Source organism: Pseudomonas sp. CBZ-4 (genome assembly GCF_000346755.1).
Classification (GTDB): domain Bacteria; phylum Pseudomonadota; class Gammaproteobacteria; order Pseudomonadales; family Pseudomonadaceae; genus Aquipseudomonas.
In genome coordinates, this window is the sequence record NZ_ANNV01000148.1 from 85884 (window position 1) to 101332 (window position 15449).

12 protein-coding genes, 4 tRNA genes and 1 pseudogene are annotated in these 15449 nt (G+C 61.3%); 2 read left to right on the top strand and 15 right to left on the bottom strand.

Annotated features, from left to right (window positions below; genetic code table 11):
* Nucleotides 1-77 precede the first annotated feature (77 nt).
* Nucleotides 78-502, bottom strand: a pseudogene (locus B348_RS01000000130160) (GNAT family N-acetyltransferase).
* A gap of 403 nt (nt 503-905) precedes the next feature.
* Between B348_RS01000000130160 and B348_RS0120010 the strand changes: the two are divergent.
* Nucleotides 906-1157 carry a Pathogenicity locus gene (locus tag B348_RS0120010; RefSeq protein WP_017737846.1) on the top strand — a complete coding sequence of 84 codons (252 nt, stop codon included), beginning with the start codon at nt 906-908 and terminating at the stop codon, nt 1155-1157.
* Between the two features lie 121 nt (nt 1158-1278).
* Here B348_RS0120010 and B348_RS0120015 read toward each other — a convergent pair.
* Nucleotides 1279-1355: transfer RNA gene (locus B348_RS0120015), tRNA-Val, on the bottom strand.
* A gap of 184 nt (nt 1356-1539) precedes the next feature.
* Here B348_RS0120015 and B348_RS0120020 point away from each other — a divergent pair.
* Nucleotides 1540-2823, top strand: a complete 1284-nt coding sequence (locus tag B348_RS0120020; protein ID WP_017737847.1) for an FAD-binding oxidoreductase — start codon at nt 1540-1542, stop codon at nt 2821-2823.
* A 242-nt stretch (nt 2824-3065) separates the two neighbouring features.
* On the opposite strand, the gene B348_RS0120025 is transcribed toward B348_RS0120020, so the two are convergent.
* The 13 genes from B348_RS0120025 to B348_RS0120085 all read right to left on the bottom strand — a co-directional run bounded on the left by B348_RS0120025 (nt 3066) and on the right by B348_RS0120085 (nt 15332).
* A tRNA-Asp gene (locus B348_RS0120025) sits at nt 3066-3142 on the bottom strand.
* A gap of 105 nt (nt 3143-3247) precedes the next feature.
* Nucleotides 3248-3324 (bottom strand) — tRNA-Asp (locus B348_RS0120030).
* A gap of 55 nt (nt 3325-3379) precedes the next feature.
* Nucleotides 3380-3455, bottom strand: a tRNA-Val gene (locus B348_RS0120035).
* Nucleotides 3456-3562: 107 nt separating this feature from the next.
* Nucleotides 3563-4342 carry an SDR family oxidoreductase gene (locus B348_RS0120040; protein WP_017737848.1) on the bottom strand — a complete coding sequence of 260 codons (780 nt, stop codon included), beginning with the start codon at nt 4340-4342 and terminating at the stop codon, nt 3563-3565.
* Complete coding sequence (locus B348_RS0120045; RefSeq protein ID WP_017737849.1) at nt 4339-5550, bottom strand: O-succinylhomoserine sulfhydrylase; 1212 nt, start codon at nt 5548-5550, stop codon at nt 4339-4341. Before B348_RS0120045 ends, B348_RS0120040 begins: the two co-directional genes overlap by 4 nt.
* A 65-nt stretch (nt 5551-5615) precedes the next feature.
* Nucleotides 5616-7121: an amidophosphoribosyltransferase gene (gene purF / locus B348_RS0120050; RefSeq protein ID WP_017737850.1), complete on the bottom strand. Its 1506-nt coding sequence runs from the start codon at nt 7119-7121 to the stop codon at nt 5616-5618.
* Between the two features lie 41 nt (nt 7122-7162).
* The gene (locus tag B348_RS0120055; RefSeq protein ID WP_003192538.1) at nt 7163-7720 is read right to left on the bottom strand and encodes a CvpA family protein; all 558 of its coding nucleotides are present in this window, start codon (nt 7718-7720) and stop codon (nt 7163-7165) included.
* Between the two features lie 257 nt (nt 7721-7977).
* Nucleotides 7978-8637, bottom strand: coding sequence for an SPOR domain-containing protein (locus tag B348_RS0120060; protein WP_026136932.1), 660 nt, complete (start codon nt 8635-8637; stop codon nt 7978-7980).
* On the bottom strand, nt 8621-9928 hold the full coding sequence (folC, locus tag B348_RS0120065) for a bifunctional tetrahydrofolate synthase/dihydrofolate synthase (protein ID WP_017737852.1): 1308 nt from the start codon (nt 9926-9928) through the stop codon (nt 8621-8623). Before folC ends, B348_RS0120060 begins: the two co-directional genes overlap by 17 nt.
* On the bottom strand, nt 9925-10845 hold the full coding sequence (gene accD / locus B348_RS0120070) for an acetyl-CoA carboxylase, carboxyltransferase subunit beta (RefSeq protein ID WP_017737853.1): 921 nt from the start codon (nt 10843-10845) through the stop codon (nt 9925-9927). Before accD ends, folC begins: the two co-directional genes overlap by 4 nt.
* Before the next feature lie 244 nt (nt 10846-11089).
* Nucleotides 11090-11710, bottom strand: coding sequence for a phosphoribosylanthranilate isomerase (locus B348_RS0120075; RefSeq protein WP_017737854.1), 621 nt, complete (start codon nt 11708-11710; stop codon nt 11090-11092).
* A gap of 63 nt (nt 11711-11773) precedes the next feature.
* On the bottom strand, nt 11774-12598 hold the full coding sequence (gene truA, locus B348_RS0120080) for a tRNA pseudouridine(38-40) synthase TruA (RefSeq protein WP_017737855.1): 825 nt from the start codon (nt 12596-12598) through the stop codon (nt 11774-11776).
* Between the two features lie 169 nt (nt 12599-12767).
* The gene (locus tag B348_RS0120085; RefSeq protein ID WP_017737856.1) at nt 12768-15332 is read right to left on the bottom strand and encodes a FimV/HubP family polar landmark protein; all 2565 of its coding nucleotides are present in this window, start codon (nt 15330-15332) and stop codon (nt 12768-12770) included.
* Nucleotides 15333-15449: the final 117 nt, after the last annotated feature.

The following is a 15449-nucleotide window of genomic DNA, read 5'->3' on the forward strand; positions in this document are numbered from 1 at the left end:
TTGCTGCAAACCAATAAATTTTGTGAGTGATTGGAGGCTGCGCTGAAGCCCGCTGGCGGTCATCAGCGCCCAGGGTTCTACGCGAAACGCTTCTGAAAAAAGAAGCGCTGATGACCCGGCGGGTAGTCGGCAACGTGACCAAACTCACTGAAACCCAGTTTTCGATAAAACCCGGGCGCCTGAAAGCTGAACGTATCCAGCCAGATCCCGACACAACCTCTTTGGCGCGCCAAGTCCTCAGCGGTACGCATCAACCGCGTGCCCGTGCCTTGGGTGCGCATCCGGTCCGGGATACTCAACAATTCAACGAACAGCCAACCGTAGGAAATCTTCCCGTAGAGCCCCCAACAACTTCTTGGCTGTCGGGGTCACGCAGTAAAATCCCGACGGTTTCGAAAGGCATTTCTCCGGTAACACTGAGGTTGTAAGCGCGCAGCGGCTTGAGGATTGCCTCGCGCTCCTGTTCAGATACGTTGAACGACACTTCCATTGCCAATTCCATTGCAACCTCCTGCATGAGACGAAAACGTCGCTCAGTATGGCGCCAACGATGAAAAAAGGGCCAACCGCCGGGTTGACCCCAATACTGCTCGTCGCGCCTGGTCGGCGTAACGATGAAGAATCTCACACAGCACCTATACTCATTCGTGCGGTAGCGCATTTCTGTGCATCGCTTAGCTGACAAAGAGGTAGTCCACTATGTACGCCGGACAAATGGGTATGGCGACAACAAATGGTGAGATTCGCTGCCAGATGGTTGTACAGATCATCTGCCTGCTATCGGTGGCTCAGCTTTTTTGCTGATTGATCAATACGCCCAGGCTATATGGATTCACCGCTGGAGTCGTTTTGACTCCACTTTCGTTTGCCCAGGATTTCCCCAACACCCAAAAAGGATTTTGTGGATGCCGTTTTCACCGGAAGAAAGATTTCTGCTGCTTGCGCTCAAGGGCGTAGGGCCGACCGTGATTGCTCGACTTGAACAGATGGGCATCGAATCCCTGGCCGAGCTCGGAGAATCGAACGTCAGTGACATTCTGGCGCAAGCCTCAGCCGCAGTAGGTTCGACCTGTTGGAAAAACAGCCCACAAGCCCGGGCCGCCATTACCGCGGCGGTTGGCCTTGCGAGAAGCACTATTGCGCGAGATCCAGCCTGACCAGTGGATTCGCACGCACAACGCCTGGTGCCAGGCTGCGGCCACGTGTAAATCCAGACAACAAAAAAAGGCCCACCTTTCGGTGAGCCTTTCTAGACCGCCCAGCAGAGCGGATTTTGTTTGGTAGGCGCGATTGGACTCGAACCAACGACCCCCACCATGTCAAGGTGGTGCTCTAACCAACTGAGCTACGTGCCTGCTGTGAGACGGCATTCTACGGAATTCCGGAGGGGTGTCAACATCTTTTTTGCAGCTAACCCTATGAATATGCGAATTATTTATTTGAGCTGGGGATACCCGTGGTTTTCGGGTGGCTGGCAGGCAATTTTCAACTCAGGTAGGATCGGGGCACTCGTAAAAAATATAAAACAGAGGTTCCAGGATGGCGAACACCCCCTACCCCCAGTCGTATTACGCCGCGTCCGCGAATGCGGTTCCGCCCCGCCCGGTGCTGCAAGGTGATGTCGAAACCGATGTGTGCGTGATTGGCGCCGGCTACACCGGCCTCTCCAGCGCGCTGTTCCTGCTGGAGAACGGTTTTCGCGTGACGGTGCTGGAAGCCGCCAAGGTAGGGTTTGGCGCGTCAGGCCGTAACGGTGGGCAGATCGTCAACAGCTATAGCCGAGATATTGATGTCATCGAGCGCAGCGTCGGCCCCCAGCAGGCGCAATTGCTCGGGCAGATGGCGTTTGAGGGCGGCCGGATCGTCCGCGAGCGGGTTGCCAAATATCAGATCCAGTGCGACCTGAAGGACGGCGGTGTGTTCGCCGCACTCAACAGCAAGCACATGGGCCACCTGGAGTCGCAGAAGCGCCTGTGGGAGCGCTACGGCCATACACAGCTGGAACTGCTGGACGAGCGCCGCATCCGCGAAGTCGTGGCGTGTGACAACTATGTGGGCGGCCTGCTGGACATGAGCGGCGGTCACATCCACCCACTCAACCTGGCCCTGGGTGAAGCGGCGGCAGTGGAGTCCCTGGGCGGCACGATCTACGAACAGTCGCCGGCGCTACGTATCGAGCGTGGCGCCAATCCGGTGGTGTACACCGCCGAGGGCAAGGTCAGGGCCAAGTTCATCATCGTCGCGGGCAACGCCTACCTGGGGAACCTGGTGCCGGAACTGGCGGCCAAGTCGATGCCATGCGGTACCCAGGTCATCACCACCGCACCGCTGGGCGACGAGCTGGCGAAGACATTGCTACCACAGGATTACTGCGTCGAAGACTGCAACTACCTGCTCGACTACTACCGCCTCACCAGCGACAAACGCCTGATCTTCGGCGGTGGCGTGGTGTACGGCGCGCGCGACCCGGCGAACATCGAAGCAATCATCCGCCCGAAGATGCTCAAGGCCTTCCCGCAGCTCAAGGACGTGAAGATCGACTACGCCTGGACCGGCAACTTCCTGCTGACCCTGTCGCGCCTGCCGCAGGTAGGCCGCCTGGGCGACAATATCTATTACTCACAGGGCTGCAGCGGCCATGGCGTGACGTACACGCACCTGGCGGGCAACGTACTGGCGGAGGCATTGCGAGGACAGGCAGAGCGTTTTGACGCGTTTGCCGACCTGCCGCACTACCCGTTCCCGGGCGGGCAATTGTTGCGTACACCGTTTGCGGCGCTGGGGGCTTGGTATTACGGGCTGCGAGACAAGCTAGGGTTCTGACCACAATCCAACTGTGGGAGCGGGCTTGCCCGCGATGGCGCCGGATCAGTCAACAAACTCACCAACTGATATACCGCTATCGCGGGCAAGCCCGCTCCCACACTTTTGACCTGTTGGTGTCACTGGACCAAATCGCAGGCACAAAAAACCCCGGTCTTTCGACCAGGGTCTTTGCTATCGGATCAAAGTAGCCAGAGGCTTTCTTTGTGCTTCAAGGCGTTCAGTGGGCCCTGGAGCAGATATGGCGCAGCGGACGGGACTCGAACCCGCGACCCCCGGCGTGACAGGCCGGTATTCTAACCGACTGAACTACCGCTGCGTATCGCTTGACTGGCTGGGTATAAACCCCCAACCGTCTTTAAACATCTGATCAACCAGCCTTGGCTGTTCGATCTCAAGCCTGACAGATCAGACCTGGAAAATATGGCGCAGCGGACGGGACTCGAACCCGCGACCCCCGGCGTGACAGGCCGGTATTCTAACCGACTGAACTACCGCTGCGCGTCGGTGCAACCTTTAACGTTGCGTCTTGCCCTAAGGCAAAACTCTCAAGAAGTGGTGGGTGATGACGGGATCGAACCGCCGACCCTCTGCTTGTAAGGCAGATGCTCTCCCAGCTGAGCTAATCACCCTTTGCTTCGTTGAGGCCGCGAAATTTACGCAGGTAACGGACCTAAGTCAATAGCCTGCTTGAAGTTTTTCTGAAAAAGACAAAAATGCTTCAAGACAGCTACCCGCCCTACTCGCTGTAAATCATCTTCTTGCTCATGCCACCGTCCACGACAAACTCTTGCCCGGTGACAAACCCAGCCTGGCGCGACAACAACCACGCCACCATTGCCGCCACATCCTCCACCGTACCGACCCTGCCCGCAGGATGCTGGGCATGGTCGACATCCGTCAAAGGCTCGGCACGCCGCGCAGCCGGATCACGCGCATCGATCCAGCCAGGGCTTACAGCGTTGACCCGCACTTCCGGGCCAAGGCTCATGGCCAGCGCGTGGGTGAGCGCCAGCAAACCACCCTTGCTCGCCGCATAGGCTTCGGTGTCCGGCTCGGACTGACGAGCGCGGGTTGAAGCCAGGTTGACGATGGCACCGCCATGGGCACGCAGGTACGGCGCACAGTGCTTGGCCAACAACATCGGCCCACTGAGATTCACCGCGAGCACACGGTTCCAGTAGGCCAGGTCGAGGCTTTCCAGGGTGATATTGCGCGGATCAGCCACCGCCGCATTGCACACTAAGGCATCCAGGCGCCCAAATTGCCCAAGCACCTCGGCAACGCCCTGGGCGACCTGCTTCTCATCGGCCACATCCATGGTGATAAACCAGGCGTTTTCCCCCAGCACCTTGGACACCTTGGAACCCCGCTCGCGGTCCAGGTCGGTCAACACCACCTGCCAGCCTTCACTGATCAGCCATGCGGCAATCCCGAGGCCGATACCACGGGCAGCACCCGTCACCAACGCGACGCGGCCGTTAGTGGCCGCCGCGCCCTCCTGGGACCATTCGATCACAAGGCCGCCAGCCCGCGAGCCAGGTCAGCCTGCAAGTCGGCCACATCTTCCAGGCCCACCGCGATACGGATCAGGCTGTCACGGATGCCCGCCGCCTCACGCTCTTGCGGCGCCAGGCGCCCGTGAGATGTGGTGCTCGGATGGGTGATGGTGGTCTTGCTGTCGCCCAGGTTGGCGGTGATGGAAATCAGGCGCGTGGCATCGATAAAGCGCCAGGCGCCGTCTTTGCCGCCCTTCACTTCAAAGCTCACCACTGCACCGAAACCACGCTGCTGGCGCTGGGCCAACTCGTGTTGCGGGTGGCTCTTGAGGCCGGCGTAGTGCACCTTCTCGATACCATCCTGCTGCTCCAGCCACTCGGCCAGTGCCTGCGCGTTGGCGCAATGGGCTTTCATGCGCAGGCTGAGGGTTTCCAGGCCTTTGAGGAAGATCCAGGCGTTGAACGGGCTCAAGGTCGGGCCAGCGGTGCGCAGGAAGCCGACGATTTCCTTCATCTGCTCGCCGCGACCAGCAACCACGCCGCCCATGCAACGACCCTGGCCGTCGATGAACTTGGTGGCCGAGTGCACAACGATGTCCGCGCCCAACTTCAGCGGCTGCTGCAATGCCGGCGTGCAGAAGCAGTTATCCACCACCAGCATCGCGCCCTTGGCGTGAGCCACTTCGGACAACGCGGCGATATCCACCAACTCGGCGAGCGGGTTGGACGGCGACTCGACGAACAACAGCTTGGTATTGGCCTTGATCGCTGCGTCCCAACCGGAAAGATCCGCCAGCGGCACGTAGTCCACTTCGATACCGAAGCGTTTGAAATACTTCTCGAACAGACTGATGGTCGAGCCGAACACACTGCGCGACACCAACACGTGGTCGCCGGCGCTGCACAGGCTCATCACCACCGCCAGGATCGCCGCCATGCCGGTCGCCGTGGCTACCGCCTGCTCAGCGCCTTCCAGGGCCGCGATACGCTCTTCGAACGCACGCACGGTCGGGTTGGTGTAGCGCGAATAGACGTTGCCCGGCACTTCGCCAGCAAAGCGCGCAGCCGCATCACCGGCAGTACGGAATACATAGCTGGACGTGAAGAACATCGGATCACCGTGCTCACCTTCCGGCGTGCGGTGCTGACCGGCGCGCACAGCCAGGGTATCGAAAGCTACGCCATCGAGGTCGCTGTCCAACCGACCGGCATCCCATTCCTGACTCATGCTGCCACTCCTTACTCGATTCTTTATTTAAGATACAAAACCGGCCCCTCAGGGCCGGTGTCTACTCAGTTGTTGTACAGATCGATGATCGCGCTGACCGCCTGGGTCTTGATCTTCGACGAGTCGTTGCGCGCCTGCTCGATCTTGTTCAGGTAGGCCTCATCGACATCACCGGTCACGTACTTGCCGTCGAACACGGCGCAGTCGAACTGCTCGATCTTGATCTTGCCACCACCCACGGCTTCGATCAGGTCCGGCAGGTCCTGATAGATCAGCCAATCGGCGCCGATCAGGTCGGCAACGTCCTGGGTCGTGCGGTTGTGGGCGATCAGCTCGTGGGCGCTCGGCATGTCGATGCCGTACACGTTCGGGTAACGCACAGCTGGGGCTGCGGAGCAGAAGTACACGTTCTTCGCACCGGCTTCGCGGGCCATCTGGATGATCTGCTTGCAGGTGGTGCCACGCACGATGGAGTCATCCACCAGCATCACGTTCTTGCCACGGAACTCCAGCTCGATGGCGTTGAGCTTCTGGCGCACCGACTTCTTGCGTGCTGCCTGACCCGGCATGATGAAGGTACGGCCGATGTAGCGGTTCTTCACGAAGCCTTCGCGGAACTTCACGCCCAGGTGGTTGGCCAGCTCCAGTGCAGCGGTACGACTGGTGTCCGGGATCGGAATCACTACGTCGATGTCGTGCTCAGGACGCTCGCGCAGGATCTTCTCGGCCAGCTTCTCGCCCATGCGCAGGCGCGCCTTGTACACCGAAACGCCATCGATGATCGAATCCGGGCGCGCCAGGTAGACGTGCTCGAAAATGCATGGGGTCAGTTTCGGTGCCACGGCGCACTGGCGGGTGTGCAGCTTGCCATCTTCGGTGATGTACACCGCTTCGCCCGGCGCGAGGTCGCGGATCAGGGTGAAGCCCAGCACGTCCAGGGACACGCTTTCGGACGCGATCATGTACTCGACGCCTTCGTCGGTGTGACGCTGGCCGAACACGATCGGACGGATGCCATGGGGGTCACGGAAGCCAACGATGCCGTAACCGGTCACCATCGCTACGACCGCGTAGCCACCGACACAACGGTTGTGCACGTCAGTGACGGCAGCGAACACGTCTTCTTCGGTCGGCTGCAGCTTGCCGCGCTGGGCCAGCTCGTGAGCGAACACGTTCAGCAGCACTTCCGAATCGGAGCTGGTGTTGACGTGGCGCAGGTCAGATTCGTAAATCTCCTTGGCCAGCTGTTCAACGTTGGTCAGGTTGCCGTTATGCGCCAGGGTGATGCCGTAAGGCGAGTTGACGTAAAACGGTTGAGCTTCGGCCGAAGTCGAGCTACCGGCAGTCGGGTAACGCACATGGCCAATGCCCATGTGCCCGACGAGGCGCTGCATGTGACGCTGATGAAACACGTCACGTACCAGGCCATTGTCCTTGCGCAGGAATAACCGGCCGTCGTGGCTGGTCACAATACCGGCAGCGTCCTGGCCGCGGTGCTGGAGGACGGTTAGCGCGTCATACAGCGCCTGATTGACGTTCGACTTACCGACGATACCGACGATGCCACACATGCGACGCAACCCCTACTTAATGAATCTTGACTGAACACAGCTTACTGCGGCGTTTTGGCCGGCAAGAGGTGTTCCTTGAACGGAAGATCAGCGGGTACGCTGATTCCGCTGGCCAGCCACTGACTGCTCCACCCCAGAATGAGGTTCTTGGACCAATCGGCAACCAATAGAAATTTTGGCACGAGTACCGACTCCTGCCACCACGAATCCTGCTGTACTGGCCCCAGGCTCAACAGCCCGACCGCCACAACCACCAGCAACGCGCCACGCGCGGCACCAAAGGCCATGCCGAGAAATCGATCGGTACCGGAGAGGCCGGTGACACGTATCAACTCGCCAATAAGATAATTGACCATTGCCCCCACCAGCAGCGTGGCGATGAACATGATGGCGCAGCCCGCGATGACGCGAGCCGAAGGTGTCTCGATGTATCCGGCCAGGTAGACCGACAGTGAACCACCGAACATCCAGGCTACGACTCCTGCGATGATCCAGGTCAGCAACGACAGAGCTTCTTTTACGAAGCCGCGGCTTAGACTGATCAAAGCGGAGATGGCGACGATTGCAACGATCGCCCAATCAACCCAGGTAAATGGCACAGTGCAGCCTACAGACAGATAAGGCGGCGCATTTTAGCAGAGCGCTGGGCTATCGGTAAGCGGTGATTGTGCGTGCTTTGCAAATCAGTAGTTTGTGATGGATTGATGCCATTTCAACCCCACCCCAAAAACAATGTGGGAGCTGGCTTGCCTGCGATGAGGCCGGCACATTCAACATCACTGTTGACTGCCCACCGCTATCGCAGGCAAGCCAGCTCCCACACTTGGCCTGCATTTCACTCGGAAACTGGCGGTAATCAGCCGCGTTCAGGCTGGAAACGCACCACAAAACCATTGAGGTTCTGCTGGCGCCCCAGCAAATCGCGCAGGCGATCCGCCTCGGCACGCTCGATCAGCGGCCCGATAAACACCCGGTTCTTGCCGTCGGCACTGCGGATGTAGGCGTTATAGCCCTGAGCACGCAGCTTTTTCTGCAAGGCGTCGGCGCTCTCGCGATTGGCCAGGCTGGCCAGCTGGATCGACCAACTGATCGGCAGGCCATTCGGATCGATACGGCTCTGTCCCACATCCGGCTTGCCCGGCGCGGCCGGTTGCGGCGCTACAGGCTTGGGCGCAGGAGCCGGCGCAGCAGGTTTGGCCGCCACAACGGGCGCCGGCGCTGGCTTGACCACCGGCACACTTGGCTGCACAGGCATCGACGGTGCGGTTTGCGCGGCGATTTCAGCATCGCTCGGCACCGGCTCTTCCTCAGGCAAGGCCTGCGGCTCTGGCACCACCACCGGCTCTACCTGCACCTGAGGCACCACAGGCATCTGCGGCGCAGCGGGCGCTTCAACCACGACCTGGCGTTGCTCATCCTGGCGGGAAAACAGCATCGGCAGGAAAATCACCGCCAACGCCACCAGAACCAGAGCTCCGACCATTCGCTGCTTGTATGCGCTATCCAGTAATGCCATGTGCAGCTTCCTCCGTGGAGCGCCGGGCCAACCACTCAAGCGCCTCGGCAACACAATAAAATGATCCGAACAACAGAATTTCGTCGTCAGGCGTGGCAACCGCGCACTGCGCCTCAAGGGCTGCAGTGACACTTGCATACGACGCCACGGACGCACCAAGGTTCTGCAACGCCGCCGCCAGCTCAACAGCCGGACGGCTGCGCGGCGAATCCAGCGGCGCGACCGCCCAGGCCTGGACATCATCCAGCAATGGCGCCACCACGCCGTCCAGATCCTTATCGGCCAGCAAGCCGAATACCGCAAGACGACGACCGACCGGCGGCGTACGCGACAGGCGCCGCGCCAGGTATTGCGCCGCATGCGGGTTATGCCCCACATCCAGCAGCAGGTTCAGGCGCTTGCCTTCCCACTCGAACGCACGGCGATCCAGGCGCCCCACCACCCGAGTGGCCTGCAGGGTCGCCGCAATCTGCCCGGCATCCCACGGCAGATCCAGCAACAGGTAAGCCTGCAACGCCAGTGCGGCGTTTTCCATCGGCAGGTTCAGCAGCGGCAGGTCGTGCAACTCCACCACCTGACCACGCGCATCACGCCCGCGCCATTGCCAGTGCTGCTCACCGACTTCAAGATTGAATTCGCGGCCCCGCAAGTAGAACGGGCAGCCCAGCTCGCGCACCTTGTCCAGCAAGGTATGCGGCGGGTCAATGTCACCACACAGCGCAGGCCTGCCCTGACGGAAGATCCCGGCCTTTTCATAGGCCACGGACTCACGGGTATCGCCAAGATAATCCGCATGGTCCACGCCAATACTGGTCACCAGCGCCAGGTCGGCATCCACCACGTTGACCGTATCCAGGCGCCCGCCCAAACCCACTTCCAGCACGACCACGTCCAGCTGCGCACGCTCGAACAGCCAGAACGCCGCCAGGGTGCCCATCTCGAAGTAAGTCAGGGAAATCTCGCCACGCCCGGCGTCGAGCGCGGCGAAGGCTTCGCAGAGTTGCTCATCCGTGGCTTCGACGCCATTGAGCTGCACCCGCTCGTTGTAGCGCAGCAGGTGCGGGGAATTGTACACGCCGACCTTCAGCCCTTGGGCTTGCAGCAGCGCGGCGACAAAGGCACAGGTAGAGCCTTTGCCGTTGGTGCCGGTCACCGTGATCACGCGCGGTGCCGGCCGGCCCAACCCGAGGCGGGCCGCTACCTGTTGCGAGCGCTCCAGGCCCATGTCGATGGCGGACGGATGCAACTGCTCAAGGTAGGCGAGCCATTCGCCCAGGGTACGTTGGGTCATAGGTTTGCTGGCACCGGCGGCACGACAATCGGTTCAACTTTAGGCGCGACGTACACGGGTGTCGGCAGGCCCATCATTTGTGCCAGCAGGTTGCCCAGGCGTGGACGCAGTTCACCGCGCGGGATGATCAGGTCGATTGCACCGTGCTCCAGCAGGAACTCACTGCGCTGGAAGCCTTCCGGCAGTTTTTCGCGCACGGTCTGCTCGATCACGCGCGGGCCGGCAAAGCCGATCAGGGCCTTGGGTTCGCCGACGATCACGTCACCCAACATCGCCAGGCTGGCGGAAACGCCGCCGTAGACCGGGTCGGTCAGTACGGAGATGAACGGGATGCCTTCTTCACGCAGACGCGCCAGCACCGCGGAGGTCTTGGCCATTTGCATCAGGGAGATCAGCGCTTCCTGCATGCGCGCACCACCAGAGGCGGCGAAGCAGATCATCGGGCAACGGTTTTCCAGGGCATAGTTGGCAGCGCGTACAAAACGCTCGCCAACGATGGCGCCCATGGAGCCGCCCATGAAGGAGAACTCGAACGCCGAGACCACAACGGGCATGCCCAGCAGCTTGCCGCTGACGGAGATCAGCGCGTCTTTCTCGCCGGTCTGCTTTTGCGCGCCGGTCAGGCGGTCCTTGTACTTCTTGCTGTCGCGGAACTTGAGACGGTCAACCGGCTCCAGGTCAGCGCCCAGTTCGGCACGGCCGTCGGCATCCAGAAAGATGTCGATACGGGCGCGGGCGCCGATACGCATGTGGTGGTTGCACTTGGGGCAAACGTCCAGGGTCTTTTCCAGCTCCGGGCGGTACAGCACCGCGTCGCAGGATGGGCACTTGTGCCACAGACCTTCAGGAACCGAGCTTTTCTTCACCTCGGAACGCATGATCGAAGGGATCAGTTTGTCTACTAACCAGTTGCTCATGCTTTCTTTCTCCAGTACCGGTGGCTTGAACACAGCCCCGCGTATGCCCTTGAGCTAAATTCATATGTGGCGATGACACATGCTGGACGGGGTCAGGCGTTCGACCAGCCATTTCCCGCATGCATCCTCAGCCTTCCAGACAACCTGCCAGTGCAGGGTTGCCACTTCATTTCCGGGCCACCCACAGGCGGCACCGGGCTGTTTTACACAGTGGTAGTTATGGACGGCGGCAGACTGCCAGCCGTCACATCCCGCGCACAGCCTGCATGAATGCGCGAATCTTGCTGTGATCCTTGATGCCCTTGCCCTGCTCCACGCCACCACTGACGTCCACCGCATAGGGGCGCACTTGCTCGATGGCTGCCGCGACATTCGCGGGGTTGAGCCCACCCGCCAGGATGATCGGCTTGCTCAGCCCTTCGGGAATCAGCGTCCAGTCGAACGCCTCGCCCGTACCACCCGGTACGCCTTCGACGTAGGTGTCCAGCAAGATCCCGCGAGCGCCCACATAGGCAGCGCAGGCGGCGGCGATATCGTCCCCTGCCTTGACCCGCAACGCCTTGATATACGGGCGCTGGTAGCTTTCGCATTCGTCAGGGCTTTCGTCACCATGGAACTGCAGCATGTCCAACGGTACGGCATCCAGGGTTTCGTTGAGTTCGCAGCGGCTGGCGTTGACGAACAGCCCCACAGTAGTGACGAACGGCGGCAGTGCGGCGATGATCGCCCGCGCCTGCAGCACGTTCACCGCCCGTGGGCTCTTGGCATAAAACACAAAACCAATGGCATCCGCCCCCGCCTCGACTGCCGCCAGCGCGTCTTCTATGCGGGTAATCCCGCAAATCTTGCTGCGAACGGCTGACATGTCGTGGAAACCTCAGGGTTGGGCCGAGAAAGTCCCGGATGGTAACAAAAGCTTTTCCGGGCGTCAGCCGCCAAGTTCGCTGAAACCTGTGAGGAAGTGTGGCCCGATGAAACGTTCCGGCAGCTCGAACTCGTCGCGGTACTCCACATCCACCAGGTACAGGCCAAAGGGATGGGCGGTGACACCGCCCGTACGGCGAACACGGCTTTCCAGCACTTCCTTGGCCCACTCCACCGGGCGCTCGCCCGTGCCAATGGTCATCAGCACGCCCGCAATGTTGCGCACCATATGGTGCAGGAACGCACCGGCGCGGATATCCAGCACGATCATCTTGCCGTGGCGCGTCACCCGCAGGTGGTGGACTTCCTTGATCGGCGACTTGGCCTGGCACTGGCCGGCGCGGAACGCGCTGAAGTCGTGCACGCCGACCAGATGCTGCGCGGCCTCGGCCATGCGCTCGGCGTCCAGCGGGCGGTGGTTCCAGGTGATTTCTTCGTTGAGGTGCGCCGGGCGGATCTGATCGTTGTAGATCACATAACGATAACGTCGGGCGATAGCCTTGAAGCGCGCATGAAAGTGCGCCGGCATGACCTTGGCCCAACTGACACTGACGTCATGGGGCAGGTTGATATTGGCGCCCATCACCCACGCCTTCATCGTGCGCTCGGCCTGGGTATCGAAGTGCACCACCTGGCCGCAAGCATGCACACCGGCGTCAGTACGCCCGGCGCACATCAGCGACACCGGTGAATCCGCGACTTTCGACAGAGCCTTTTCCAGGGTTTCCTGCACCGTCAGCACGCCCGACGCCTGGCGCTGCCAGCCGCGATAGCGCGAACCTTTGTATTCCACGCCCAGGGCGATGCGGTAAAAGCCTGCGGCCGCCATTTCGGCGGCCGCGTTATCTATATTTGCCAAGAACTGAGAGCCTGATGAGTTGCGCAAAGGCGGCCATTATAAAGAGGGACGCCCAAATGTGGGAGCGGGCTTGCTGTGGCGAGGGAGCTTGCTCCCTCACCAGAGCAAGCCCGCCCCCACAGTGGATTTTCGTTGTGCTTTAAATACGGCCGAGCATTTCCTTGGCTTCGCCGCGCTGCGACTCGTCACCTTCGGTCAGCACTTCAGAAAGGATGTCCCGCGCGCCATCCGCATCCCCCATGTCGATATAGGCCTGGGCCAAGTCCAGCTTGGTTGCCACCTCGTCGGTGCCGGAGAGGAAGTCGAATTCCGGCTCATCACCACCCAGCGCAGCGTCTTCTGCGGTAAACGACGGCTCGATGGACGGATGCTCCAGGCTCTGGGACAGACGATCCAACTCGGCATTGACGTCGTCCAGTTCGGACGCGAAGGCGTCCGGCTTGGTGGCCGCTTCTGGCTCATCGGCCAGGGACAGGTCGAAGTCTTCCGGCAGTTCGAACTCATCCAGCGCAGCAGGCGTCAGGGTTGGCGGCTCGACTGCAGGCACATCCTGCATCTGTTCTTCAAGACCGGAAAGGAAATCATCATCGGCCTGCGTGGACGCCGGCGCATCCAATTGCAGGTCAAGGTCGAAGTCCGACAGATCGTCCGGGCTGGCTTTCGCTTCAGCCTGCTGCTGCAGTACGGACTCGAAGGTCAGCACATCTTCAGGATTGACCTCGGCAGGCGATGCCGCCTCAAGATCATCCAGGCTCAGGTCGAAATCAGTGTCGAAGGCTTCCGGTTCTGGCGCCGGGGCGGCCGGTTTGTCCTCCAGCAGGTCCTTGACGTATTGCGCATCCAGGGCCGCCGCGGCCACCGCGGCACTCACGCCCGCCGCCAGCACCGCCATCGCCGGGAAGCGTGACTTGAGCAGCTCGACCTGGGCATGGTTGTCACCATTGGCCACCAGTTGGCGCTCCTGGGTGACGAAGCCGTCCTTGTCATTCTGCAGGCCGTAGACTTCCATCAGCTTCAACCGCAGGTCGCTGCGCTTGGGCTCTTGCTTGATCGCCTGCTCCAACACGTCGGCGGCCTGGTTCAGGTGACCGCGATCGACAAGGGATTGGGCTTGCGCCAGCGCATCATTGGAATTCATCGGGGCCACGGCCACTGCCAGGGGCGCGAGCACCGAAGCAACAGTCGGCACCACGACGGCCGGTTCAACCACTGGCGCCGGTACTGGAGCCGCCGCCAGCTTGACGCTCGGCGCCGGCACTTCCAGGCCTTCGAAGCTGTCCGGTGGCAGGTCCTGGTCGAGGTTCGAGGTGAACTCCGGCTCTTCAGCCAGGGCACGGGCCATGCGCAGGTGCTTTTCTTCTTCACGACGGGCGTTGCGATGACGCAGCACCAGCAGCAGCAGCAACAAAGCCACCAAGGCTGCGGCGCCACCCACTACGCCGAGGACCACCGGGTTGGTCAGCAGCTCATTGAATTTGCCATCGTTACTGGCAGGACCCGCTTCAGGCTTGACGGGTTCCGGGGCCGGAGCCGTCGGCGCAGGCGTGGCTGCCGGTGCAGAGGGAGCCGCCGGAGTTGCCGCCGCCGGATCACCGGCCAACTGGGCCGGAATCACCGCAGGCACAGCCGCTGGGTCGCCCTTTTCCGCTTGCAGGCGCGCCAGTTGATCGTTCTTCAGTTGAATCAGTTTTTGCAGCTTGTCCAACTGGCTTTGCAGGTCCGCCGCACGGCTTTTCAGCTCGGCGTTATCACGACGGGTGGTGTCCAGCTCTTCCTGGGTCATCGCCAGCTTGTCGCTCAGGGCACGGCCGTCAGCGGCCTTGCCTTTCGCGCCCTGCTTGGCGGACTCGGCCGAGACCAGGCTCAAGTTGTCCTTGGCATTGGTGCTCGACGGTGCATTGCCCGCCTGGGTGCGCTTGGTGGCATCCAGTTGCTGCTTGCCAGCGACCTGGTTGGTCGCCCCGCGACGTCCCTGGCGCCAGGCGGCGTTTTGCGCCGTCACTTCGGCAATCGCCTGGGGCTGTGGCAGTGCGGTGCTTTGTACGGTGTCCGGCAGACGCAGGACCTGGCCGGTTTTCAGGCGGTTGATATTGCCGTCGATAAAGGCATCGGGGTTCAGTGCCTGGATCGCCAGCATGGTCTGCTGGATCGAGCCGCCATTGCGGTTCTTCGCGGCAATTTCCCACAAGGTGTCGCGGGAAGTGGTGGTGTGCTGCGCCGCTTTGCTCGCGGCAGGCGCGGCAGGCGCGGGGCTGGCCGGCGCCAACACACGCGGTGCAGGCGCTGTTGCGGCCGGCTGGTCAAACTTGGCCGGGTCCAGCAGCACACTGTAGTCGCGCATCAGGCGGCCGTTGGGCCACTGCACCTGCAACAGGAAACGAACGTAGGATTCCGGCAACGGCTTGCTGGAGGTGACGCGCACCACACTGCGACCGCTGGGATTGATCACCGGCGTAAACACCAGGTCATTCAGAAACGCTTGGCGATCGACGCCCGCATCCACAAACGCCTGGGACGAAGCCAGGCTCGGCGTGATCTCGGAAGCCGTGAGGCCGCCGACATCGAGCAATTCGATTTCCACCGACAACGGCTGGTTCAACTGCGACTTGAGGGTCATTTCCCCCAGTTGCAGCGCCTGCGCCATACCGGAGGACAGCGCCGAGGCGGCCGCTATTGCTAACACCAGTTTGCGAACTTGAACCATAGCCTCATCCTTTGTTTGAACACTCCCCGGCCTGCGAGAAGGTTGGTAACCGCTGCCATAAGGCATGGCGAGCCGATAGGTCACCGACACGCTTCTGTTCCTGCTTGGGGCCAAGCA